At 69.8% G+C, this 22,756-nt stretch carries 17 protein-coding genes and 3 pseudogenes; 7 read left to right on the top strand and 13 right to left on the bottom strand.

Features of this window, described 5'->3' with window-relative positions; translation table 11 throughout:
• Window positions 1-13 precede the first annotated feature (13 nt).
• Both ACE4Q9_RS32960 and ACE4Q9_RS32955 read left to right on the top strand, forming a co-directional pair.
• The gene (locus tag ACE4Q9_RS32960; RefSeq protein WP_397988162.1) at window positions 14-898 is read left to right on the top strand and encodes a helix-turn-helix domain-containing protein; all 885 of its coding nucleotides are present in this window, start codon (window positions 14-16) and stop codon (window positions 896-898) included.
• A 74-nt stretch (window positions 899-972) separates the two neighbouring features.
• On the top strand, window positions 973-1,431 hold the full coding sequence (locus tag ACE4Q9_RS32955) for a DUF4232 domain-containing protein (protein WP_397988161.1): 459 nt from the start codon (window positions 973-975) through the stop codon (window positions 1,429-1,431).
• Between the two features lie 188 nt (window positions 1,432-1,619).
• Here ACE4Q9_RS32955 and ACE4Q9_RS32950 read toward each other — a convergent pair.
• Window positions 1,620-2,293, bottom strand: a pseudogene (locus tag ACE4Q9_RS32950) (IS5 family transposase); the annotation flags it as partial.
• A gap of 97 nt (window positions 2,294-2,390) precedes the next feature.
• Here ACE4Q9_RS32950 and ACE4Q9_RS32945 point away from each other — a divergent pair.
• Window positions 2,391-3,670 (top strand): annotated as a pseudogene (locus tag ACE4Q9_RS32945) (IS701 family transposase).
• A gap of 561 nt (window positions 3,671-4,231) precedes the next feature.
• Here the strand turns inward: ACE4Q9_RS32945 and ACE4Q9_RS32940 are convergent.
• From ACE4Q9_RS32940 to ACE4Q9_RS32930, 3 genes are all read right to left on the bottom strand, one after another.
• Window positions 4,232-4,654 (bottom strand): hypothetical protein, encoded by a 423-nt coding sequence (locus tag ACE4Q9_RS32940; protein WP_397988160.1) that lies wholly within the window; start codon window positions 4,652-4,654, stop codon window positions 4,232-4,234.
• A gap of 154 nt (window positions 4,655-4,808) precedes the next feature.
• Window positions 4,809-5,717 carry an oxidoreductase gene (locus ACE4Q9_RS32935; RefSeq protein ID WP_397988159.1) on the bottom strand — a complete coding sequence of 303 codons (909 nt, stop codon included), beginning with the start codon at window positions 5,715-5,717 and terminating at the stop codon, window positions 4,809-4,811.
• Window positions 5,718-6,201: 484 nt separating this feature from the next.
• Window positions 6,202-6,873 (bottom strand): TetR/AcrR family transcriptional regulator, encoded by a 672-nt coding sequence (locus ACE4Q9_RS32930; RefSeq protein ID WP_397988158.1) that lies wholly within the window; start codon window positions 6,871-6,873, stop codon window positions 6,202-6,204.
• A 92-nt stretch (window positions 6,874-6,965) separates the two neighbouring features.
• Here ACE4Q9_RS32930 and ACE4Q9_RS32925 point away from each other — a divergent pair, with 92 nt between their 5' ends.
• A complete protein-coding gene (locus ACE4Q9_RS32925; protein ID WP_397988157.1) occupies window positions 6,966-7,433 on the top strand; it encodes a DUF4345 domain-containing protein in 468 nt (155 codons plus the stop codon).
• A 128-nt stretch (window positions 7,434-7,561) separates the two neighbouring features.
• On the opposite strand, the gene ACE4Q9_RS32920 is transcribed toward ACE4Q9_RS32925, so the two are convergent.
• A complete protein-coding gene (locus ACE4Q9_RS32920) occupies window positions 7,562-8,191 on the bottom strand; it encodes a TetR/AcrR family transcriptional regulator (protein ID WP_397988156.1) in 630 nt (209 codons plus the stop codon).
• 104 nt (window positions 8,192-8,295) lie between these two features.
• Between ACE4Q9_RS32920 and ACE4Q9_RS32915 the strand changes: the two genes are divergently transcribed.
• The 3 genes and pseudogenes from ACE4Q9_RS32915 (at window position 8,296) to ACE4Q9_RS32905 (ending at window position 11,355) form a co-directional block, all read left to right on the top strand.
• Window positions 8,296-9,348, top strand: coding sequence for an aldo/keto reductase (locus tag ACE4Q9_RS32915; RefSeq protein WP_397988155.1), 1,053 nt, complete (start codon window positions 8,296-8,298; stop codon window positions 9,346-9,348).
• Between the two features lie 268 nt (window positions 9,349-9,616).
• Entirely contained in the window at window positions 9,617-10,492 is an 876-nt protein-coding gene (locus ACE4Q9_RS32910) for a hypothetical protein (RefSeq protein WP_397988154.1), read from the top strand.
• A 27-nt stretch (window positions 10,493-10,519) separates the two neighbouring features.
• Window positions 10,520-11,355: pseudogene (locus ACE4Q9_RS32905) on the top strand (IS5 family transposase).
• A gap of 410 nt (window positions 11,356-11,765) precedes the next feature.
• Here ACE4Q9_RS32905 and ACE4Q9_RS32900 read toward each other — a convergent pair.
• The 8 genes from ACE4Q9_RS32900 to araB all read right to left on the bottom strand — a co-directional run bounded on the left by ACE4Q9_RS32900 (window position 11,766) and on the right by araB (window position 22,706).
• Window positions 11,766-11,957: a hypothetical protein gene (locus ACE4Q9_RS32900; protein WP_397988153.1), complete on the bottom strand. Its 192-nt coding sequence runs from the start codon at window positions 11,955-11,957 to the stop codon at window positions 11,766-11,768.
• Window positions 11,958-12,272: 315 nt separating this feature from the next.
• The gene (locus ACE4Q9_RS32895; protein WP_397988152.1) at window positions 12,273-13,835 is read right to left on the bottom strand and encodes an alpha-L-arabinofuranosidase B; all 1,563 of its coding nucleotides are present in this window, start codon (window positions 13,833-13,835) and stop codon (window positions 12,273-12,275) included.
• 241 nt (window positions 13,836-14,076) lie between these two features.
• Window positions 14,077-15,090, bottom strand: coding sequence for an ABC transporter permease (locus tag ACE4Q9_RS32890; RefSeq protein ID WP_397988151.1), 1,014 nt, complete (start codon window positions 15,088-15,090; stop codon window positions 14,077-14,079).
• Window positions 15,087-16,637, bottom strand: a complete 1,551-nt coding sequence (locus tag ACE4Q9_RS32885) for a sugar ABC transporter ATP-binding protein (protein ID WP_397988150.1) — start codon at window positions 16,635-16,637, stop codon at window positions 15,087-15,089. Before ACE4Q9_RS32885 ends, ACE4Q9_RS32890 begins: the two co-directional genes overlap by 4 nt.
• A complete protein-coding gene (locus ACE4Q9_RS32880; protein WP_397988149.1) occupies window positions 16,637-17,839 on the bottom strand; it encodes a substrate-binding domain-containing protein in 1,203 nt (400 codons plus the stop codon). The genes ACE4Q9_RS32885 and ACE4Q9_RS32880 overlap by 1 nt, the downstream gene beginning before the upstream one ends.
• Before the next feature lie 886 nt (window positions 17,840-18,725).
• The gene (gene araA, locus ACE4Q9_RS32875) at window positions 18,726-20,234 is read right to left on the bottom strand and encodes an L-arabinose isomerase (RefSeq protein ID WP_397988148.1); all 1,509 of its coding nucleotides are present in this window, start codon (window positions 20,232-20,234) and stop codon (window positions 18,726-18,728) included.
• Between the two features lie 14 nt (window positions 20,235-20,248).
• Window positions 20,249-20,953: an L-ribulose-5-phosphate 4-epimerase gene (locus ACE4Q9_RS32870; protein ID WP_397988147.1), complete on the bottom strand. Its 705-nt coding sequence runs from the start codon at window positions 20,951-20,953 to the stop codon at window positions 20,249-20,251.
• Window positions 20,954-21,032: 79 nt separating this feature from the next.
• Window positions 21,033-22,706 carry a ribulokinase gene (gene araB, locus ACE4Q9_RS32865; RefSeq protein WP_397988146.1) on the bottom strand — a complete coding sequence of 558 codons (1,674 nt, stop codon included), beginning with the start codon at window positions 22,704-22,706 and terminating at the stop codon, window positions 21,033-21,035.
• Window positions 22,707-22,756 lie beyond the last annotated feature (50 nt).

Raw genomic sequence — 22,756 nt, 5'->3', positions numbered from 1 at the left:
CTCGGGACTCACGATGGGCAGAAACGGACAGTCTTCGAGACCGGTCATCCGGGAGCTGGTGTTCCGGCACACGGCGGGGTCGCCGCCCGGTCTGGAACTGGTGGACCTGGCGGCGCTGGCCGGACGGGCATCGCGGCACGGCAACGATCCCTACGCTCCCCTGCGGCCGGCCTTCCACCAGATCGTCGCGGTGCGCTCCGGCCGGCTCGGCGTCTGGGTGGACTTCACCGCGTACGAGCCGGGCGCGGGTGACTGGCTGTGGATCCGGCCGGGGCAGGTGCAGCGCTGGGGGCCGGGTCTGACGGAGGCGGACGGTGTGGTGGTCGCCTTCCCGCCGGGATTCCCGGACTCGGCGACCACCGCCGCCGACCCGACCTTCGCACGGGGACCGCTCAGTCCGGCGGGCCCGGCGGCCGAGGGGTTGCGCAGGGCCTTGGACCATCTGCGCTACGAGTACGACAGCCCGTCGGAGCTTCCCCTGGAGGCGCACCTCAGAGTGCTGCGGCACCTGCTGACGGTGCTGGTGGAACGGCTGACGGCGGCCTACGGGTCCGAGCCGGGCAGGGCGGTGCCGAGCGAGACGTTCCGTCGCTTCCACGCAGCCGTCGAACGCGATTTCACCGTCACCCGGCGGGTGGAGGACTACGCTGCCGCCCTCGGCTACAGTCGGCGCACCCTCACACGTGCCACGGAGGCGGCCGTCGGGATGTCGGCGAAGCGCTATGTCGACGAGCGGGTGGTTCTGGAGGCCAAGCGGGAGCTGGCCCACGGCGACCTGGCCGTGAGCGCGGTGGCCGAACAACTCGGTTTCGCGGGAGCCGGTGACTTCACCAAGTTCTTCCGGCAGCGCACCGGCGCCACACCGACGGCGTTCCGGAGGAGGACACGCGGGGTGTAGCGGGCGCTGGTGGCGGGTGGTGGGTGCTCAGCGGGCTCCGGATCACCGCCATCGACCCGGAGAGTGGCTGACCGATGAAGATACCCGGGAAGAAGGCGGCCACCCGGACGGGGACCTTGGCGCCGGGCGCCCCGTGCACGACCGCACACCTCGGCTTCAGCGCCGCTCCCGCCGGAGTCGAGGACGAGATCGTCGTCGATCTGAAGAACACCGGCTCCGCCACCTGCACCATGCACGGTTTCCCCGACGTCCAGCTCCTCGGCGCCGACGGCCTGGGCGACAAAGGCCCCGACGCGGCCCGCACCGACACCACCGCGCCCACCGTCACCATCACCCCGGCGAGGAGACCCGCTTCCTCCTTCATCACATCCCCGCCACCGTCGGCAACGCCCCCGACGTCTACGTCGACCCCGTCGGCTACCACACCGGCACCGGCACCGGCACCGGCACCGGCACCGGCACCGGCAAGTGACCAGACCAACAGTCCCGCCCCCGCACCAGCCCCCGGACTCAGCAGCCGCTGTGGGTTGTGATTCGTGGCCTACGCGGTCAGACGGGCTCCCGAACGACGGCCCCCAGCAAGGGACTCGGGAGGACCAGCTCCCCTGTGCCGGGGAGGCCGTCGTGGGCGGCCAGGCCGCCGCCCTCGCTCCCTCGGTCTTCCCACGCCGCATCCGATCTGTCTGATAATTGATCTTGTGGTGGGTCGTGGTGAGCTGACCTGCTTCAACTTGTTGAAGCATCGTTCCACCACGTTGCGCCGCTTGTAGGTGTCGCGGTCGGAGGCCGGGGGCCGTCCGCCACGGCTGCCGCGGTTCAGCCGCTTGCGGACCTGCTCGGCTCGCTCGGGGATGGTGTGGCTGATGCCGCGCCGACGCAGCCAGGTGCGTATCGCCCTGGAGCTGTAGCCCTTGTCGTCCAGGACGTGCGAGGGCCGCACCCGGGGGGCGTCCCGGGCCTGGGCGGGGCACCCGGATCGCTTCCATCACGGCGGTGAACTGGTGCAGTCGTTGGTGTTGCCGCCCGTGACGATGAAGGCGAGCGGGCGGCCGGCACCATCGCAGGCCAGGTGAATCTTGCTGGTCAGGCCGCCTCGAGAGCGTCCGAGAGCTGGACCGCGGAGCCCCCTTTCGAGCACCGGCGGCATGCTGGTGGGCGCGGACGATGGTGGAGCCGACCGACAGCAGCCAGTCGATGTCACCGACGGCGTCGGCCCGGGACTGGGCGGCGCGGAGCATCCGTTCGAACGTGCCGTCCGCCGCCCACCGGCGGAAACGGGTGTGCAGCGTGGCCCACGGCCCGTTCATCCAGCCGCTTGCGCCCACGCGATGACACGGGCAGCAGCGGCCTGACGAACTCCCAGTCGGCAGCGGACAGTTCATGGCGACGTATCACCCGTCCATGATCCACCACTCAAGATCATTTGAAGACACTGCCTAGTAGGACTCCGTTAGGTCTTCGGGTTCGGCCTGCTCTCGGGCATGTTGGGTGGATGGACGCACATGAAGTGAACCGTGTCCGGGCGAAGTTGGCGTTGTACGTGGCTGATGTGTTTGCCTCCGTGCCGCGCAAGGACCAGCGGGCCAAGGGCGACTGCTACCTGCGGGGACTGATGCTGGACGGCCGCCGCAAGTCGATCCAGGCGATGGCATCGAGGCTGCCGGACGGCAACGAGCAGAACCTGCAGCAGTTTGTGAATCAGTCCACCTGGGACCCGGTGCCGGTGCAGCGGCGGATCTGTGAGCGCATGCTGCCGCTGATCAATCCGACGGCCTGGGTGATCGACGACGTGTCGATGCCCAAGGACGGAAGAATGTCGGTCGCCGTGGCTCCGCAGTACTGCGGAGCCCTGGGCAAACGCGCCAACTGTCAGGTCGTGGTCAGCGTCCACGCCGCCAGTGACACCGCCTCCTGCCCGCTGCAGTGGCGACTGTTCCTGCCCAAGGAGTGGGCCGCGGACACCGAACGCCGCACCGCCACCCGTATCCCGCCCGAGGTCGGGCACCGCGAGAAATGGCGGCTGGCCCTGGACATGCTCGACACCCTGGCCGGCTGGGGCATGAGCCCGCCGGTCGTGGTGGCCGATGCCGCCTACGGCGCCAATGCCCACCTGCGGGCCGGCCTTGCAGAGCGGGGGATCGACTATGTGCTGGCCGTCCGCGCGGACGTGAGCGCCCATCCGCTCGACGTGAAGCCGGTGGCCCCGGAGCGCAAGGGCCCGGTCGGCTGCTGGCCCCAGCCCCGTCACCGCCAGCCCGCACCCTCGTTGCGGCCCTGGCGGCCGGGCTCGGGCAGGAGGCCTTCACCTCCCTCACCTGGCGGCAGGGCTCGCGAGGAGAGTTACGGTCCCGCTTCGCCGCCGTGCGTGTCCGCCCGGCCGGCAAGGCCGTGGAGCGTCCGATCCGGTCCGCCGCCTCGGCCGAACAGGGCTGGTGGGACGGCATCCTGCCCGACTGCTGGCTGCTGATCGAGTGGCCCGAGGACGCTGAGGCGCCCACCGACTACTGGCTGTCCAGCCTGCCGGTCGGCACCCCGCTCACCGACCTGGTCCACCTGGCCAAAGTCCGCTGGCGCATCGAGCACGACTACCGCGAACTCAAGCACGGCCTGGGCCTGGACCACTTCGAAGGCCGCTCCTGGCCCGGCTGGCACCACCACGCCACCCTCGTGACCGCCGCCCACGCATTTCTCACCGAACAGCGGCTGGCCCCAAAAGCATCCACACCGGACTCACTCTCTACCAGACCCTCGACGCCCTCCAGGGCATCCTGAGGTGCTGGACCGGCATCTGCACCACCTGCCACCAGCCCTTGCCAAGCAGGCCACACACGACATCAAGATCGAGACAGACCTAACGGAGTCCTACTAGCACGGTATGGGCGCGTGTTGCGGGCGCTTGAGCCGTGAAGCCTCGTGGAAGAAGGTCCGACCAAGAGCTGGACCATCAACGCCATTCGGCTACCAGCCACTTTCCATCGACTTTCGATAGCAGAAGTTTGCTGATCAGAAGAGGGTAGCCGTGCAGGCCTATGTCTCCGAGGCTGCTGTTCCTCGCGAAGACTCGGGACGCGCAGGCGTCGGCCGCCTTGCCGCGCTCCGCGTCGCTAAGGGGGGCTATCAGCGCTTTGAGTGCCCGTGGGCACGTCTCTTTGCACCGGACAACAGCCAGTTCGGACTGCGCGGTCCGGGTCATTCGGACGTAGGCCGCCTCCCCGTTTCCTGAGCCAAGAACATGCAGGAATTTCCGGCCGGAGTATCGTGTGCATTCGCAGGCCGTCGTCACGCCCTGCTGTGGGAGATACGGGCGGGGTCCTCCAGACAACGGCCAGGCGTTCACGTTGGCTTGCGTGTCTTGCTCATCTTCGTCGCTCGCGCCTTCGAGCGGCCGATCCTCCAGAGGATGAGCGGCACTCCCATGGCCGAGGCCCCCTCGGCCACCGCCAGCATCAGGAGTCCTCGGGTTCCATCTGCGGACAGGGTGATCCCCAAAGCAATGGCCGCGCCGACAGAGAGACCCAACGACGGCCGCCAGTCGTCGGTACGGATCACCGTCCACCCCAGCGGTGGGAGGGAAAGGATCGCGATGAGGGAGACGACCGGATACCAGCTCCAGACGTAACCGTCCGAGGACTCACACCTCGTACCTTGGCTGAAGTGCACCCAGCCACACCCGCCCTCGACAACCCCAGTCAGCCCCCAACCGAGCGCGACAGCGAAACACACCCCATAGAGGGCTCCCCACACTCTGCTGTTCATATCCGAATCCTAGAACTCCCGCATGACGCAGCAGGATTGGTGTCGAGGTGACGAGCGTTCGGTGCGCGGACTCGGGTGGGGGTTTGCCACGCTGCAGGCATACGCGGCCTGCAACCAACCCACAACCTCACGCCGAGCTCACCACAACTCTCGGTCAGAGAGTCTGGCGGTGCAGGGAGTCGAGGATGGCAATTTCGTCCTCGGAGAGCCGGAGGGCGCCTGCGGCTACGTTCGATGCCAGGTGGGCCGGGTCACCGGTGCCTGGGATGGCCAGCACGTTCGGGCCACGGTGCAGGGTCCAGGCGATCCGGACCTGGGCAGGACTGGCCTCATGCGCCTGGGCGACGGCCAGGATCTCCGGATGGTCGCTGTCGCTTGCCCCGGCTTGACGTCCAGTGGCAGCAATCGCGTAAAACGGCACGAAGGCGATATCTTGCTCGCCGCAGGCGCGGACGAACGCGTCCTGGTCGGGCCGGACACCGAGGCCGTACATGTTCTGCACGCACACCACGGGCGCGATGGCCTGCGCCTCAGTGAGGTGATGGGGGAGGACGTTGGAGATACCGAGGTGGCGGATGAGCCCGGCTTCGCGCAGATCAGCCAGCACACCGAAGCGCTCGGCAATCGAATCGGAACCGACGATACGGAGGTTCACCACGTCCAAGTGGTCACGGCCGAGCTGCCGCAGGTTCTCCTCCACCAGTCCGCGCAATTGATCCGGCCTGGCGTGGGGCAGCCACGCTCCCGAAGGGTCGCGTGGCTGGCCGACCTTGGTAGTGATGACGAGGCCGTCCGGGTAGGGGGCCAGGGCTCGGTTGATCAGTTCGTTGGCCGAGCGCAGCGCTGAGAAGTAGAAGGCGGCAGTGTCGATGTGGTTCACGCCGAGCTCGACGGCGCGGCGAAGCACACTGATCGCCTGGTCACGGTCGCGTGGGACGGCGTCAGGCACGAGCGCCTTGCCGGTCTGTGGCAGGCGCATCGCCCCGAAGCCGATCCGGTTGACCGTCAGGTCGCCCAGCTTCCAGGTTCCCGACGCGGCGGCGGTGATCGTCTCTGAGGTCATGTTGGAATGATCTCCACACGCTGTGGTGGCGGCCATTGATTCAGGTATAAGTGAATCTTCGGGGGCACTTCTTGCGGAGCGTGCGTTCTCGGCTGGAGACGTGGCGCAGGTGTGGTTCGCCGTCTCACCGATGTGGCACCTGGGCAGCAGCTTCCAACTGCTGGTCTCCGGGATCGCGGATCGCGTGCACCGGTCTTGGCTGGTGCAGGCACGGCCACGGATCACGGCCATTGGATTGGACAAGGCATGGCTCGCCGAACTGATGCCGCCCTCGGGCTACGTCCCGGACTTCCTCAACTCGGCACCTGCCGCGCCGGCCCCCACGCTGGCGGAGTGCTCACCGCGATCGCAGCGCCCCCCGCCGACCGCATCCGAGAAACCTCCACCACCTCGGATACCACCGTGCCGACAGGAGACCTGGGCTGCGGTCCCTCTATGCCGATCCGGGCGCCCGCCTGACACGGGCCGCGCAGGAGACCGGGACTCACTGGGAAGTGGCACTGGCCCCCCGTTGGGCGCGGCTCCGCACGGTACTGGAGGGCGACTGCTGCGGTGGCCAGTCGGGGGCGGGGTCCTCGGCGAGCAGCGGCCGGAGAGCACCGAGGACCGCGCCGATACAGACGTCGCGCAACTGGGTGCGGGTACAGGTCCCGTGGGTGAGCCAGTCGACGCAGAGGACCTGGACGAAGACCAGCCAGCTTTTCAGGACACCCGAGACGGCCTCATGAGCACTCTCGTCCGCGAGTGGGAGTAGGGCCAGCAGGCGCGTGCGGAGTGCGTCCAGCTCGTTCGCCATGATCGTCTGGATCACGGGATCACCCGCGAGGACCCGATTCGCGGCGAGGACGGCGTGGCGGTTCGCCACGAAGTAGTCGAGATGGACTTCCATGCCTTGGACGAGCTGATCCATCAGGGAGTCGGCGGGGTCGAGCCGGGTTTCGGCGAGCAGCCGGTCCGCAGCCTGCTGGTACACGGCCGCGAAGAGGGCGTTTTTACTGGGGAAATGACGGTAGAGCAGGGCGCGCGAGACACCGGCTGCTTCGGCGACCTCCTCCATGAGGACATCGTCGTAAGGGCGGGCGGCGAAGAGTCGCGCTCCGACGGCGAGGAGTTGGGTACGGCGCTCGGCGGGGCTGAGCCGTTGTCGGGAAGGCACGAGCGAAGACTACTTGACGTGTGTCTACTAGTGCCCCAGCCTAGTAGACACACGTCAACTTATTTGGTGCGAGAGCGGTGCTGGAGGGGATCATGGCAAGGACTCTGCGCATACTCACCCAATTGATGGGCTGGTCCAGCGTGATGATCGGCCTGTATCACGTAGCCCTCGGCAACGCGGCGATCCCCGGGGCCGGTTCTGCCGGCACGACGGTCGACAGCTGGGGTCGGTTCATGGGAGCCAGCTTCGTCGGCTACGGGCTAGGTTGGCTCTGGGCCGCACGGCAGCGGCCCATCCCGGCTCGGGCGATACGGTGGCTGGCAGGCGTATTCCTGCTGGGCGGCCTGGGCCGGCTGCTTTCACTCGCCGTACACGGCTGGCCGCAGTGGTTCCAAGTCGCTCTGACCGTCATCGAACTCGCCCTGCCCCCGGTCTTCTTCTGGCTGGCCGGCGCGGAAGAACAGACGGCGCGCAGAGGATTTCGCCAGGCTGCGGACGGATCGACCAAGCAGATGGTTGACGGTACGCCCGTCAAGGCTGAGGCGCGACCGTCCAGATAGGGCGCCCCGCCGGCGTAGCCGGTGGCGGGCGGCGCGCGGGAACGACCCCCGCCCGGAAGGACCCTTTGCGGGCCATGCCCCGCGGATCTGCACGCTCACCGCCGCTCAGTACAAAGACGGGCAGCCGGTCACACATGACCTTCGCCGCCCCGCAGATATGCCCCCGCACGCGCTGCCGCCACCGCGGCCCCGGCGGCCCGGTCCGCGGCGGCTTCGTCGAGTCGATCGCCGCTGATCAGCAGGCGGTAATAGAGGGGAGCGGAGACAGCACGGATCACCTCGTGGGCATCGGTCCCCCGGGGCACCTCGCCCCGGTCGACGGCCTGTTGGACACAGGGCGCCCATTCTGCGATGCGGACGTCGTAGAAGCGGTGCAGGGCCTCGGCCGTCTTCGCGTCGCAGGTGGCCGCGGCGATCATTGCCCTGAACAGCGCTCCTTGCCGCGGGTCGGTCAGGGTGCGTTGCACGAGCCGGGCGTTGGCCGTCAGATCACCGAGCAGGGAGCCGGTCTCGGTACGCGGTAGTGACTGCTCGGCCATGTCCAGCAGCAAGTCGGAAACCACGCTGGTCACCGTTCCCCAGCGGCGGTACACGGTGGTCTTGCCCACCCCGGCACGGCGCGCGATGTCGGCGAGGTCCAGGTGGGCGAAGCCGTGCTCCGCCAAAGCGTCCCCCGCCGCCTGCAGCACCGACGTCCGCACTCGCGCCGTGCGCCCACCGGGACGGACGGTCCCCGGACCTGCATCCTCAAGCTCCATAATGGGACTCCGGTTTCATTAGTGATCTGCATCTGCTACGTTAGGGGCAGCTTAACGGAACTGAAGAACCATTAGCCAGGTCAGGCGACGAGAGAGGAACAGCCATGGAATACAGGCGGCTGGGGGCATCCGGCCTCAAGGTCCCCGCAGTGAGCTTCGGCGCCGGCACCTTCGGTGGCCGAGGGCCGTTGTTCGGTGCCTGGGGCAACACGGACACGCAAGAAGCCCGCCGTCTCGTGGACATCTGTCTCGACGCCGGGATCACGATGTTCGACACCGCCGACGTCTACTCCGGTGGTGCCTCCGAGGAGGTGCTGGGTGAAGCAATCAAAGGCCGCAGGGATCAGGTGATCATTTCCACCAAGACCGGCCTGCCCATGGGTGACGGCCCAGGCGATGCCGGCTCATCTCGCTCCCGTCTGATCGCCGCGTGTGAGGACGCCCTGCGCCGGCTCGGCACCGACTACATCGACCTGTTCCAACTGCACGCCTTTGACGCCGGCACGCCGATCGAGGAAGTCCTGTCCACTCTCGACGATCTCGTGCGAGCAGGTAAGGTCCGCTACGTCGGCATCTCCAACTTCTCCGGCTGGCAGGCGATGAAGTCCCTCGCGAGCGCGGAGAGACACGGTCACCCGCGCTATGTCGCACATCAGGTCTACTACTCCCTCATCGGCCGCGACTATGAATGGGAGTTGATGCCCCTCGGACTCGACCAGGGCCTGGGAGCCCTCGTCTGGAGCCCGCTCGGCTGGGGGCGGCTCACCGGCAACATCCGCCGCGGCCAGCCGCTGCCGGCCAACAGCCGACTGCACCGCACCGCGGACTACGGCCCGCCGGTCGAGAACGAACACCTCTACCGCGTGATCGACGCCCTCGATCAGGTCGCGCAGGAGACCGGCAAAAGCATCCCGCAGATCGCCATCAACTGGCTGCTGCAACGACCGACCGTTTCCTCCGTCATCATCGGCGCCCGCAACGAAGAGCAACTCCGCCAGAACCTCGGGGCCGTCGGCTGGACGCTCACACCCGACCAGACCGCGAAACTCGACGCGGCAAGCGACAAGACGGCGCCCTACCCCTATTTCCCTTACCACCGCCAGGAAGGCTTCGCCCGCATCAACCCACCAGTCATCTCTTCTCCGCCTGCTGCATGACATCGACGTCAAAGTGGAAGCCGGGCCGCCGCGAACCCAGCTGACTCCCCCAACTACGAGTCCGGGGCGAGGCTGTGCCCGGCGCGGGCCTGGGCCCTGGTGAGAGCGCCATGGTTCACGGCGCCTGCCGCAGGGGCAGTGTCCCTTCCTGCCCCCAGCAGAGAACATCGTCCGGCTTTGCACGTTCCTGGCATCGACGCGCCCGCACCGGCGGGGCATCATCAGCCCAGCGCACCACACCGGTGCGATGAGGGGGAGGAGCCGGGGGTTGACGACCGCGAAGCAGAGTGGGCCGCCGACGCTGATCGTGCGGTCGCCGTACGCCGTGGCCCGGCTGACGGCGGAGGGCGTCGTGTGGGATGAGCCTGCCACCGTCACCCGCATCCCCTACCGGGCTGTCATTGGCGCCACCGCCGAAGTGGTCGGTGCACGGCGGTGCCGGCTGCGTGTCGAGGTCTCCTACCGTGCCCATGGCCGACCGGGCGGGTACGAGCTTGAGTGCGGTGCCCGCGTCGCGCAGACATTTGTACGCGCCCTGCTCGCGCACCGCGACGTCGTGCCGACGACCGGGGCGATCGCATTTGTCACCACCGAGCGGCGCACGTCGGCCCCGCTGAGGCGATACACCCGCGGGGAGTTGGGCCTTCGTGTACTGCTGGCTGCTGTGGTGCTGAACTTCTTGGCCATCGTGGCGACTGGACGGTACCTGGCCGCCTTTTTGAGCTGCTTCGGGTTCTTCGCCTGGTGGGGGTGCGCCGACCTGGCGGCCCACATCGTCTCCCTCGCGCGCCCCTCCTGGGCATTCATCGCCCGGGGAGTCCAGGTGGAGGCCCACTACGTCACGTCGGAGAAGCGCCCCGGGACCAGCGGCCGGATGTGGCACATGTGGGTGTACGAGTACACGGATCTGAATGGGGAGGTGCACGAATACACCACTGGCTCCTCGTCACGCAACGCACGGCCCCCGCGAACCAGAACGGTCACCATCGTCCCCGGCGTCAAGGAGCGCGCACGCTCGCGGGCCGACGCCGTGCTCACCTTGCTGGTCGCGTTGCCCGCCCTTCTGCTGGGTCTGGTGATCGTGAGCATCCCTGCGCTCATGGCGATGCCTGGGGTGCTGCTGCTAGGCGGTGTCTTCAAATGATCTTGAGTGGTGGATCATGGTCAGGTGATACGTCGCCATGAACTGTCCGATGCAGAATGGGAGTTCGTCCGGCCGTTGCTGCCCGTGACATTGCGTGGGCGCAAGCGGCTGGATGACCGCAGAGTCCTCAACGGGATCGTGTGGAAGTTCCGTACTGGCACGGCCTGGCGGGATGTGCCCGAGCGGTACGGGCCGTGGGCCACGCTGCACACCCGTTTTCGCCGGTGGGCGGCGGACGGCACGTTCGAGCGGATGCTCCGCGCCGCCCAGGCGAAGGCGGACGCCGCCGGCGACATCGACTGGCTGGTGTCGGTCGACTCCACGATCGTCCGCGCTCACCAGCATGCCGCCGGGGCCCGAAAAAGGGGCTCCGCAGCCCGGCCCTCGGACGCTCCCGAGGCGGCCTGACCAGCAAGATTCACCTGGCCTGCGACGGTGTGGGCCGCCCGCTGGGTTTCATCGTCACGGGCGGCAACACCAACGACTGCACCCAGTTCACCGCCGTGATGGAGGCGATCCGGGTGCCCCGCACCGGCCCGGGACGACCCCGGGTGCGGCCCTCGCATGTCCTGGGTGACAAGGGCTACAGCTCCAGAGCGATCCGCACCTGGCTGCGGCGGCGCGGGATCAGCCACACCATCCCCGAGCGAGCCGACCAGGTCCGCAACCGGCTGAACCGCGGCAGCCGCGGCGGACGACCCCCGGCCTTCGACCGCGACACCTACAAGCGGCGCAACGTAGTGGAACGGTGCTTCAACAAACTGAAGCAATGGCGCGGCATCGCCACCCGGTACGACAAGACCACCGAGTCCTACCAAGCAGCCGTCACCCTCGCAGCCCTGCTGATGTGGGCTGACATTTGACGACAGAACCTAGGGCTCGGCTAGGGTACCGATGGCAACTTGACGGTGTCGGGGAGCAGGATGACGATCGCCGCGGCGGTCAGCGTGCCGTTGAAGACGTAGGCGCGCGACCGTAACCGGCCGCGGGAAGCGGCCCTACGGCACACGGGGAACCGTCTTCAGCGTTCTGCTCGCTCAGGAACGCCTGTCTACCGCGAGTCAGCTCGGTCGGCGCGCCCCCGGAATTCCAAGTATCCAGGTGCCGTCGACGCTGCCGCGCTCACCTGATGTGACGAATCATCGGTTTGTCACCGCGCGAATGGGCAGAGGGGAAACGGAAGGGCGGTGATGACATGGACGAGAGGATCCGCAAGTATTTCACGCTCACCTCGCTGGTGGGGCTGCTATCGGGAGCTGTGCTTGGGTACGCGTCAGGAGGCGTCTTCGGCGCTCTGGTAGGCGCGGGGCTCGGCTTCGCTCTTGCCGCCGGCAGCGTCCTGTACTGGGGAGAGCACGGTGGCGCGCGCCGTGGCGAGCCGGCAGGCGAAGTGCCGCCCGCTCGCGGGGACCGACACCTCGTGCGGAGGCGCCCCGTGCCCGGCCAAAGGACCGGCAGCGGCCATCCCCACCTGCGCCACTGACTTCGCCAGCGACCCGGCCGGGTGGAAGTGGCCGCTTGGTGGTGGCGGCGTCGGGGCGAGGGAAGGGCCTACCCGGGACAGCGAAGCAGCGCCTGGCCGGGCCGCCCGGCTCACACGTTCCGGCACACGCCCCGTGGCGGGCGACGGGCGTGGGGAGCCGACGGTGGCGAGGGCGGGGGGACTTGGCGCGGCAGAGCCGATCCGTTGCCAGCGCGGAGCCGTCCGGTAGACGGCACGGGTGCCGCCCCTGACCGGACGGCACCCGTGCTGCGGACATCGGATGTCAGGCGGTGCCGGTCACGCCCACGGCGAGCCCACCACCCAGCTGGTGTCGTCGTTCCAGGACGTGGCACTGTCCCAGGCGTTGGGGCCGCCGTTGCTCGCGAGGTAGACGGTGTAGTTGTAGTGGCGCAGGTACTTGTCGGTGTAGTTGACGGACTGGAACGAGTATCCGTGTCCGTTGTGCCCGGTCCGCGGGCAGAAGGTGGTGTCCTGCGCGAACTGCGAGGTGCCGTCGTTGGCGTCGAGCCGGAGTTTGAAGTCGGAGTGGCGCAGGTACCGGCCAGAGGCGTTGGCGGACTCGAAGGAGACGCAGGAGGAGTTGGCCAGGCCGGCCCGCACCACCCAGGTGGCGTCGCCCCTGTCGGCGGCGGAGCTGGACGAGGTGACCGGGGCGATCACCACGTTGCTGTCCGCCGCGTCGTGCTGGACGTAGTCGCTGGTGCAGCACGAGGTGGTGGCCCGCAGCGAGATCTTCGAGCCGGGGGTCAGTGAACCCGGCCCGGTGGACGAGCCGTTGCCGTAGCCGACCGAGGTGATGTTGGCCTGTACGGCGTTCTCCGTGGCGTCGGAGGGGTAGCCCGAGGTCATCACGCCCTCGTAGAAGGTTCCCGCCGCGCCCTTGCTGTTGTCGCCGCCGATGCCCAGGATGATCGCCCCTTCCTTGTGCATGGGGTTGTAGCCCGAGACGTTGGGGCGTGCGCCGCTATAGTAGGTCGACAGGCCTCCGGAAGCCGCGTCGCCGCCCCGGATGGCCCACTGGTTGGGGCCGCCCTTGACGATGGCGGTCTGGTACCGGTTGCCGACGCTGGGATCGTTGGCGTTGTAACCGGCGTTGACGCCGGAGAACAGGCCGTTCTCCAGGTCGGCCATCACCCACGGCCCGTTGCCCGAACCGTAGCCCCAGACCTTGATGTTGCCGAAGTAGATGGCCTCCATGTGACCGTTGCCGGTGTCGTTGTTGCTGGTCTCGGCGTTGCCGTAGTCGAAGCAGCAGCCGCCGTTGTAGTGGGTGCCGTCCAGGACGGCGTACATCCCCTCGGCCTGGTCACCGGTGGCGATCCCGGTGGTGCGGTCGTTGCGGTAGCCGGTGCCGGGGGCCACGAAGACGCCGTACGCCTCGTGGCCGGCGACCGTGGTCGGGGCCGCGGTGGCGTCGGCGAGGTTGTCCGGACCGCCGGCCGCGCCGCCGCCGGGGGCCTGGGTGAGGTTGTTGCCCCGGCCGGACTGGTCGTAGATGACGGTGATGACGCAGCTGGTGCCGGAGCAGAAGGAGTCCTGCGCGGCGGCGTTTGCGTAGCCGCCTGCGCTCAGCACTCCGATGTCCTTGGTGGCGTTGTCGGATGCGCGCCGGACCTGGTAGAGCGCGCCGTTGTACGACGAGTACAGCGCTCGGGTGGTGCTGTGAGCGGCCACGCAGGGGGTCCCGCCGGAGGCGTAGATGTCGCAGGGCAACGATCCGGCGGCTTGGGAGGTCTGGGCGCCGCCGACGAGGATGCCGCCGACGAGCGCTCCGGCGGCGGCAGCGGACAGCGCCCATCTTCTGATCCTGCGCAGCAGGCGCGATGCGGGTGCGGACACGGGTGTCCTCCTTCAGAGGGGGATGTGGGGGCCCGGGCCGGTGCCCGGGCGTGGGGTGCCGTCCCGGCGACCGTCAGGGGCCGCCGGACGGCACGTTCTGGAGGTGAGGGAGGAGCGGTCGCGGGTCTGCCGGATGCCCCCTGGGGAGCCGCAGGATGTGCTCCGGCCGGGGGTCTGGCGCGGTGCGGCAGAAGGGGTGTCGGCGGCGGTGCCGCACCGGGGCGGGATCCGGGGCGGCGGCTCAGCCGCGGCGGGCGATGCTGCGGGCGCGCAGGCGGTCGGCGGTGATGGCCAGACCGAGCACGCAACCCAGCACGATGTTGGTGTAGTTGGGGTTGACCTGGAGGGTCGTCAGCCCGTTGTTGATGAGTTCGAGCAGGATGGTGCCCGCGACGATGCCGATGATCCGTCCCTGCCCGCCGACCAGGCTGACGCCGCCGATCACCGCGGCGGCGATCGCCGACAGTTCCCAGCCGACGCCCACCCCGCTGGCGGAGCCGACCCCCATCCGGCCGAGCACGAGGATCCCGGCGAACGCCGACAGCAGGGAGCTGGTCACGTACATGGACACGATGCGCCGGTCGCCGCGGATGCCGGCCAACCGGGCCGCCTCCGGGTTCCCGCCGACGGCGTAGACCTGGCGGCCGGCGTAGGTGCGTTCCAGGAAGAACCAGGCGATCACCGCGACGACCACGAACAGGATGAGCGGCAGCGGCACCTGCGCCACGTACATCTGGCCCAGGTCGCTGAACGTGCCGCCGATGCCGGTGATCGACGTGCCGGAGGTGACGGCCAGGGTGACGCCCTGCGCGACGGTGTAGGTCACCAGGGTCACCACGAACGGAGCCATCTTCAGCCGGGTGACGGCGAGGCCGTGGATCAGGCCGACGGCGCCGGCGATCAGCAGCGTCAGCAGGATCGCCACCACTGGTGGCAGCCCGGCCCGGACGTTGAACCAGGACATCAGGATGACGCTGGTGCCGAGCAGCGCGCCCACGGACAGGTCGATCCCGCCAGTGAGGATCACCAGCGACTCACCGATCGCGATCAGCCCGTACTGCGCCAGGTCGAAGCCCATGCCCTGGAGGTTGACCGCGCCCGCGAAGGACGACTTGTCCAGCGCCAGCGCGACGAACACGACGACGCAGGCGGCCACCACCCCGACCTCGGGTGTCTCCAGCAGCCGGACGAGCGGCCGGCGCCTCTTGTCGTCGGCCACCTCCGAGGCCTGGACCGCGGCCGTACTGGTATTCATGCGCTTGCCTTCCCCTGGGTGGCCGCGCCGGGCGTCCCGGCCGCCGCCGTCATGATCACTTCCTTGCCGAACCGGTCGCGCGGTAGGTCGGCGACGATCCTGCCGTGGGCCATCACCACGATCCGGTGGCAGATCCACAGCAGTTCCTCGAGTTCCGACGAGGCGACGAGGACGGCGAGGCCGTCCTGTGCGGCCCCGTCGATCAGGGCGTAGATCTCCGCCTTGGCGCCCACGTCCACGCCGCGGGTGGGCTCGTCGAGCAGCAGCAGCTTCGGCCGGGCGGCCAGCCAGCGTCCGAAGACCGCCTTCTGCTGGTTGCCGCCGGACAGGTCGGAGATCGGCTGCTCGTGGCTGTGCAGCCGCACCCCCAGGTCCTCGATGATGCGCGCCGCGTGCTCCTTGTCCGTGCGCGGCCGCAGCACCCCGCGCCGGCTGATCCGGCGCAGCGTGGCGAGGGTGACGTTCCACCGCACCGAGTGGGCCGGCAGCAGCGACTGCACCTTGCGGTCCTCGGGCACCAGCCCGATGCCCGCCGCGACGGCGTCGGCCGGGTGACCGGGTTTGAAGTCCGCGCCGTCGAGGACGACCTCGCCCGCGGTCCGCGGCTGGGCGCCCATGACGGTGTGCAGCAGCCGGCTGCGGCCGGATCCCATGAGTCCGGCCACGCCCACGATCTCGCCGGCCCGTACGTCGAGGTCGACCGGGCCCAGACCGTCCGCTGTCAGGCCGCGCACGGAGAGGACCCGGGCCCGCTCGGCGGAGGAGGGTGGTGCGAGGTGGGCCCGGGCCAGCTCGCTGCCGACCATCTCCCGGATCATCCGCTCCTCGGTCGCCTCGCCCGGGGAGAGGTCGGCCACCGGCCGGCCGCCACGCAGCACGACGATGCGGTCGGCGACGGCCCGTACCTCGTCCAGGCGGTGGCCGATGAACAGCACCGCTCCCCCGGCGGCGGCGTGGCGCCGGGCCAGGTCCAGGACGCGCTCGGCCTCGACCGGACCGAGCGAGGAGGTGGGTTCGTCGAGGATGAGCACCACCGGGTGGTGCCCCCACGCCTTGGCGATCTCGATCATCTGCCGCACCGGCACGGGATACCGTTCCACCGGGCGGTCCACGTCCACCTGGTCGATGCCGACTTCGGCCAGCAGTGCCCGGGCCTCCGCCCGGGTCGCGGAGCGGTCTACGACGATCCGGCCGAGCGGTCCGCCGGCCGCTTGCGCCGGGCGGCGGCCCAGCAGCAGGTTCTCCGCCACGCTCAGCCGGCCCACGAGCGGGAACTCCTGGGCGACCAGCGCCACCCCGAGTTCGCGTGCGTGGTCGGGGCGGCCCGGGGCCAGCGGCCGACCGGCCACCTCGATGGTCCCGGTGCTGGGGGTGACGGTGCCGGACAGCACGCCCATCAGCGTGGACTTGCCGGCCCCGTTCTCGCCAACGACGGCGACGATCTGCCCGCGCGCCAGGTCCAGGCGGGGGATGTCCAGCACCTTCACCGGCCCGTACACCTTGGTGACCCCGCGCAGGGAGGCGGCGGTCTCGCTGCCGGCGGCCATCAGTCGATGCCCAGCTGCTTCAGCTTGGCCTGGTAGTCCGCGAGGTTGGCCTGCGTCACCAGGCCCACGCCGGAGCTGAGCGTCGTCCCGTCCGACTCCAGGTAGGGCCGGACGATCTTCATCGTGGCGTCCTCGCCCAGCGCCTTGAGGGCGGCCAGCAGGTACGCGCCGGTGTACCCCTGCTGGTACGGCTGCTGCAGCACGGTCGCCTGGATGACGCCGGACTGGATGAACTTGAGCGTCTGCGGGTCGCTGTCGTCGGAGATGATCTTCACCTTGCCGGCCTTCCCGGCCGCCTTCACCGCCTGTCCGGCGGACGGGCCGTCGTAGGAGTACACGCCGTACAGTCCGTTGACGTTCGGGTTGGTCTGGATGGCGGTCTGCGCGTTGGACAGGGCCTTGGAGGCGTCCATCCCGTCGCTCAGCTTCTGCACCACTTTCACGCCGGACCCCTTGAGGGCGTCCTCGAACCCGGTGATCCGCTCCACCGCGTTGGACGTGGTCAACGAGCCGACCAGCACGACCACTTGCCCCTTTCCGCCGAGTGCCTGCTTCATCGCCTCGCCGGCCTTCTGCCCGGCCTGGTAGTTGGGTGTGCCCAGGTAGAGCGCGGCACCGTCCTCCTTGGGCAGTGGCGAGTCGATCGCCAGCACCGGGATGCCGGCCTTGTTCGCCGAGCTGATCGGCGCCTTGATGGCGGTCGGGTCGATCGCGGAGACGCTCAGTCCTGTGATCCCCTGGCCCCGGAGCGTCTGGATGATCGACAGCTGCTGGTCCAGCCGACCGTTGGCCGGCGCCTGGTACGTGCCCTTGACGCCGAGCGAGGACAGCCCCTTGTTGAACCCCACCTTGCCGGCGTTCCAGTAGTCCGTCGCGACGTTCACCACCATCGCCAGGTTCTGCTTCGACAGATCCTTGCCGGAGAGGGCGGCCTTGAGGGCGGCGTCGAGCTGGGCGAGTTTCGCGTCGTTGAACGTGATGTCGCCCTTGATCTGCGTCCCGGCCGAGGAAGACGACGCACCTGACCCGGAGCCCGCCCCCGGTCCCGAGGAGGAGCCGTCGCCGGCACCGTTCTTGCTGCATCCTCCGACCGCCAGCAACGCCACGGCTGCGGCCCCGACAACTCCCCGGCGCACCGGCCGCGTCGCCAGGCCCGCGCCTCGTCTCATGCCCGACTGCCGGGCGGACCGCACACCACGCATGTTCGACATCCTCTTCAGAAGAGGCCTCGCGGCCTGTTAGCGTTAACATTCGGCCGACCTGGAACATGCCGCGCCGACCCCCGCGCCGGCCGCCAGAACCTGCCGCCGACGTACGGGCACCACCGGAGCACGCCCTTTCCGACCGCAGGGCGGAAAGGGCGGTTCTTGCCCCATAGGCCGCGCGACCACCTTCGGAGCGGGAGGCAGACCTCTCCACACCGTCCGCCGCACGCCTTCGTCGGCGTTGCGGTCCTGTTCGTGCTCCGTTGCTTGCCAGAGATTGTTAGCGCTCACCGGTACGGCGTCAAGGTGTTGCACCGAAGAAAAACGCCATCACCTCGACCCCGCCCGGCAGGCCGTCACGAACACCGCCGACTCGCCCCGCGCGCAGGCTTGTTGGCCTGTCGGAACACCGAACTGACGTCACGACAGTACGAGCGCGCGGGGATGGCGCCTGACAGCGCGACAGGCACGCTTTCGGAGCCGACCGCCCTATCCGTCGGCTCCCGGGTGAGCGCCGTTCATCCCCTTGTCGGTCCGGCGCCGACGACCGGTCGCATGTCCCGGGGCCGGGTCCCCGGGCGGCGCCCAGCCGGATGCGCCGGGGCAGCGGCTGCCACGGCTCAGGAAGGCGAGCCGGCCGGCGTACGAGCCGGCGCCATGGCCAGGCCGTAGCACGGGGACACCACATGTCCGTCCGGCACCGGAGTGAACGACCCGGGCCACGGTACCGACCCGTGGGCCGTGCGGCGGCAGCTCCGGGGAGCCGCGCGCGATCCCCGCCGACCGGCACCGCCCGTGGTGGACAGAACAGTTCGCCGAGGACGCGTCCGTCGCCCGGTGACGCGGCGCGCGACCGGTCCTCGGGCAGGGTGCCGGCACCTGCTCACAGGCCCCCGGCGAGCCGGTAGTACGCCTGGTTCCAGCGGATCTCCTTGGCGAACTGCCGTATGCGGGTGGTCTCGTCTATGAGCAGCAGCTCCGTGCGGAGCATGTCCGCGAGGTCAGCCAGTTCCTCCGTGCCCACCGCCGAGGTCAGTATGGTGTGGTGCGGGCCGCCCGCGGTCAGCCAGGCCTCGGTCGCGGTCCCGAAGTCGGGCGCCGGGCGCCAGACGGCCCTCGCCACCGGAAGACAGGGCAGCGGCTCCGGCGGCGGCACCACGTCGATCCGGTTGGCCACCAGCCGGAACCGGTCGCCGACGTCGACGAGGCCGACCACCGCGGCCGGACCGGGCTCGGCGTCGAAGACGAGCCGGACGGGGTCCTCGCGCCCGCCGATGCCGAGGGGGTGGATCTCGCAACTGGGCTGTCCGGCGGCGATACTTGGGCACACCTCCAGCATGTGGGCGCCGAGGATGAGCTGCTTCCCGGGGACCAGGTCGTAGGTGTAGTCCTCCATGAACGAGGTGCCCCCTGGGCGGCTGGCGCCGACCGTCTTGAGGGCCGCCAGCAGCGCGGAGGTCTTCCAGTCGCCCTCGGCGCCGAACCCGTACCCGTCGGCCATCAGTCGCTGCACCGCGATGCCCGGCAGCTGCCGAAGACGGCCCAGGTCCTCGAAGTTCGTGGTGAACGCCCCGAAGCCACCGTCGGTGAGGAAGTCGCGCAGGCCCAGCTCGATGCGGGCGGCGTACCGCAGGGCGTCGTGCCGCCCGCCGCCGGCGGCGAGTTCGGGGGCCATGCGGTAGCTGTCGGCGTACTCCCCCACCAGGGTGTCGACGGCCGCGTCCGCCACCGAGTCGACAGCGTCTGCCAGATCGGCGACGCCGTAGGTGTTGACCGAGACGCCGAACCTCAGCTGCGCCTCGACCTTGTCGCCCTCGGTGACGGCGACGTCGCGCATGTTGTCGCCGAACCGGGCCAACCGCAGCCGGCGCAGCGCGTCGCACCCGAGGGCGGCGCGCATCCAGGCGTGGACGCGGGGGGCGGTCGCCGGGTCGGAGACGTGGCCCGCGACGGTCTTGCGGGCCACGCCCAGCCGCGACTGGACGTACCCGAACTCCCGGTCGCCGTGGGCGGCCTGGTTCAGGTTCATGAAGTCCATGTCAATGGTGGCCCACGGGAGTTCGGCGTCGGCCTGGGTGTGCAGGTGGAGCAGCGGCTTGCGGAGCATGTCGAGTCCGGAGATCCACATCTTGGCCGGCGAGAAGGTGTGCATCCAGGCGATGAGGCCGACGCAGGCCGGATCGGCGTTGGCTTCCATGACGAGGGAGAGGATGGCCGCGGAGTCGGTGACCACGGGCTTCCAGACGACGCGGACGGGGGCGCCGCCCGGTACGGCGGCGAGCCGGTCGCTGACGGAGCGGGACTGGTCGGCGACCTGGCGGAGGGTGTCCTCCCCGTAGAGCCCCTGGCTGCCGGTGACGAACCATACCTCGGGGGCGGAGGGCGGTGTCATGGTCTGATGGCTCCTCACTGCGCGGATGGGCCGGGCTGGCCGTAGACGTTGCGGTATCGGTCGTGGAGCCGGTCGACGGCTCGGGGGTCGATCGGCAGCGGCCGGCCCAGCTGATGGGCGATGTGCACGCTGCGGGCGACGTCCTCGCACATCACGGCTGCCTTCACGGCGGCGCGCGGGCTCGCGCCGATGGTGAACGGCCCGTGGTTGCGCATCAGTACGGCGGGCGAGCGGTGTCCGGTCAGGGTCTCCACGATGCCGCGGCCGATCGAGTCGTCGCCGATCATCGCGAAGGGGCCGACGGGGATCTCCGCGCCGAACTCGTCGGCCATGGCGGTCAGTACGCACGGCACCGGTTCGCCGCGGGCCGCCCACGCGCAGGCGTAGGTCGAGTGGGTGTGGACGACACCGTTGACCTCGGGCATGTGCCGGTAGACGTATGCGTGCGCGGCGGTGTCGGAGGACGGCTGGAGTCCTTGGCCGTCGACCACTCGCCCGTCCAGGTCGCAGACCACCATGGACTGCGGGGACAGCCGCTCGTACGGGACGCCGCTGGGCTTGATGACGAACAGGTCCTGCCCGGGGACGCGACCGGACACGTTCCCCCCGGTCCACACCACGAGGTTGTAGCGGACCAGTTCCTGATGGAGTTCGCTGAGTTCCTCGCGCAGCGAGGCGACCACCGTGGCGGTGTCCGGGGACAAAGGCTCTGCGTTCATGACCATGGCGACCTCGGCATTCTCGGGGAAGGAGGGGCGCAGGATGCGGGTGAGCGCTCACCCTCTGATTTGTGAGCGCTCACAATTCCGGGGAGGAGTACAGGGCGGCCGAGCGCAGCGCTCGCAGCCGGTGCATCACGTCGTTGCCGCCGCGCCCGAAGTGATCGTGCAGCGCCCGGTACTCGGCGTGCAGGCGGTCGTAGGCGGCGGCCCGGGCCGGGTCGGGGGTGTAGGCGTTCTCCTGACGGCGGCCCATCGCGGCGGAGGCGGTACGGATGTCGGGATAGGCTCCCGCGGCTACGGCGGCGTGGATCGCGGCGCCCAGCGCAGGTCCCTGCGTGGAGGCGAGCACGTGGATCGGGCGGTTGAGCACGTCGCTGTAGACCTGCATGAGGAAGTGGTTCTTCAGCAGCCCGCCCGCCGCCGTGAAGTCGGTCACCGGGACGCCCGCCGCCCCGAACGCGTCGACGATGGTGCGGGTGCCGAAGGCCGTGGCCTCGACCAGGGCCCGGTAGACGTCCTCGGGCCGGGTGTCGAGGGTCAGGCCCACGATCAGCCCGGACAAGTGGTGGTCGACCAGCACCGACCGGTTCCCGCTGTGCCAGTCCAGCGCCAGCAGACCGTGCCCGCCCACCGGTTGCGCGGCGGCACGCTCCGTCAGCAGGTCGTGCACGCCGATCCCCCGCCGACGGGCCTCGGCCGCGTACTCCTCCGGCACGGTGCTGCGCACGGCCCACGCCAGGATGTCGCCGACACCGCTCTGCCCGGCCTCGTAGCCCCACAGCCCCGGCACCACCCCGTCCCGCACCACCCCGCACATGCCCGGAACCTCGGCGAGGACTTCGGAGTTGAGGATGTGGCAGGTCGAGGTGCCCATGATGGCGAGCATGCGGCCCGGGTCCAGGGCCTGGGCGGCGGCGCTGGTGACGTGTGCGTCCACGTTCCCCGCGGCCACGACCGTGCCCTCGCGCAGTCCGGTGAGTTCGGCGGCCCGGGCGGTGAGCCTGCCGGCGGGAGCGCCGAGCGGCGTCAGCGGGTGCTCCAGCTTGGCGGTGAAACCTGCGAAACCGGGGTGCAGCCCGGCCAGGAACGCCTCGTCCGGGTAGCGGCCGTCCTGGCGGACTCCCTTGTAGCCGGCGGTGCACGGGTTGCGGCTCTCGGCTCCGGTGAGCTGCCACACGATCCAGTCGGCCGCCTCGATCCAGCGGTCGGCGGCGGCGTAGACGTCCGGGTCCTCCCGCAGCACCTGCAGGGCCTTGGCGTACTGCCACTCGCTGGAGATCCTGCCGCCGTAGCGGGCCAGCCACGGCTGCTCGGTCCGCTGCGCGTGCTCGACGATGAGGTCGGCCTCCGGCTGGGCAGCGTGGTGGCGCCACAACTTGGGGTACGCGTGCGGGCGGCCCGCGTACTGCGGCAGCTCACACAGCGGGGTGCCGTACCAGGTGGCGGGCAGCACCGTGCAGGCGGTGAAGTCGGTGGCGACGCCCACGACCTGGTCGGGTGTCACTCCGGCGTCCGCGAGCGCCCGCGGTACGGCGAGACGCAGCACGTCACGCCAGTCCTGGGGCATCTGGAGCGCCCAGTCGGGCGGCAGCGGGGCCCCGCCGGGCAACTCCCTGTCGACCACTCCGTGTTCGTACTCGTGCACCGCGCTGCCCAGTTCCGTGCCGTCCTCGACGGCCACGACCAGGGCCCGCCCGGAGAGCGTGCCGAAGTCGATGCCGAGGGTGACCGCGGGCCGATCGGTGGTCAAGGTTTCCTCCCATCGTGGTCGGCACGGCCGGACGACCGCGCCGGACGCCC

Origin of the sequence: Streptomyces sp. AM6-12 (assembly GCF_044327085.1) — a bacterium.
In the GTDB taxonomy this organism is placed as follows: domain Bacteria; phylum Actinomycetota; class Actinomycetes; order Streptomycetales; family Streptomycetaceae; genus Streptomyces.
The sequence above is the reverse complement of the archived record's forward strand: the minus strand, read 5'-3'. Positions and strand labels throughout refer to the sequence as shown.

Bases quoted from the DNA above. Each gene is read 5' to 3' on its own strand.
- ACE4Q9_RS32940 (WP_397988160.1), bottom strand. From the start codon at position 4,654: ATGAACAGCAGAGTGTGGGGAGCCCTCTATGGGGTGTGTTTCGCTGTC.
- ACE4Q9_RS32915 (WP_397988155.1), top strand. From the start codon at position 8,296: ATGGAATACAGGCGGCTGGGGGCATCCGGCCTCAAGGTCCCCGCAGTG.
- ACE4Q9_RS32925 (WP_397988157.1), top strand. From the start codon at position 6,966: ATGGCAAGGACTCTGCGCATACTCACCCAATTGATGGGCTGGTCCAGC.
- ACE4Q9_RS32890 (WP_397988151.1), bottom strand. From the start codon at position 15,090: ATGAATACCAGTACGGCCGCGGTCCAGGCCTCGGAGGTGGCCGACGAC.
- ACE4Q9_RS32900 (WP_397988153.1), bottom strand. From the start codon at position 11,957: ATGGCCGCTGCCGGTCCTTTGGCCGGGCACGGGGCGCCTCCGCACGAG.
- ACE4Q9_RS32960 (WP_397988162.1), top strand. From the start codon at position 14: ATGGGCAGAAACGGACAGTCTTCGAGACCGGTCATCCGGGAGCTGGTG.
- ACE4Q9_RS32870 (WP_397988147.1), bottom strand. From the start codon at position 20,953: ATGAACGCAGAGCCTTTGTCCCCGGACACCGCCACGGTGGTCGCCTCG.
- ACE4Q9_RS32880 (WP_397988149.1), bottom strand. From the start codon at position 17,839: ATGCGTGGTGTGCGGTCCGCCCGGCAGTCGGGCATGAGACGAGGCGCG.
- ACE4Q9_RS32955 (WP_397988161.1), top strand. From the start codon at position 973: ATGAAGATACCCGGGAAGAAGGCGGCCACCCGGACGGGGACCTTGGCG.
- ACE4Q9_RS32935 (WP_397988159.1), bottom strand. From the start codon at position 5,717: ATGACCTCAGAGACGATCACCGCCGCCGCGTCGGGAACCTGGAAGCTG.
- araA (WP_397988148.1), bottom strand. From the start codon at position 20,234: ATGACACCGCCCTCCGCCCCCGAGGTATGGTTCGTCACCGGCAGCCAG.
- ACE4Q9_RS32885 (WP_397988150.1), bottom strand. From the start codon at position 16,637: ATGGCCGCCGGCAGCGAGACCGCCGCCTCCCTGCGCGGGGTCACCAAG.
- ACE4Q9_RS32920 (WP_397988156.1), bottom strand. From the start codon at position 8,191: ATGGAGCTTGAGGATGCAGGTCCGGGGACCGTCCGTCCCGGTGGGCGC.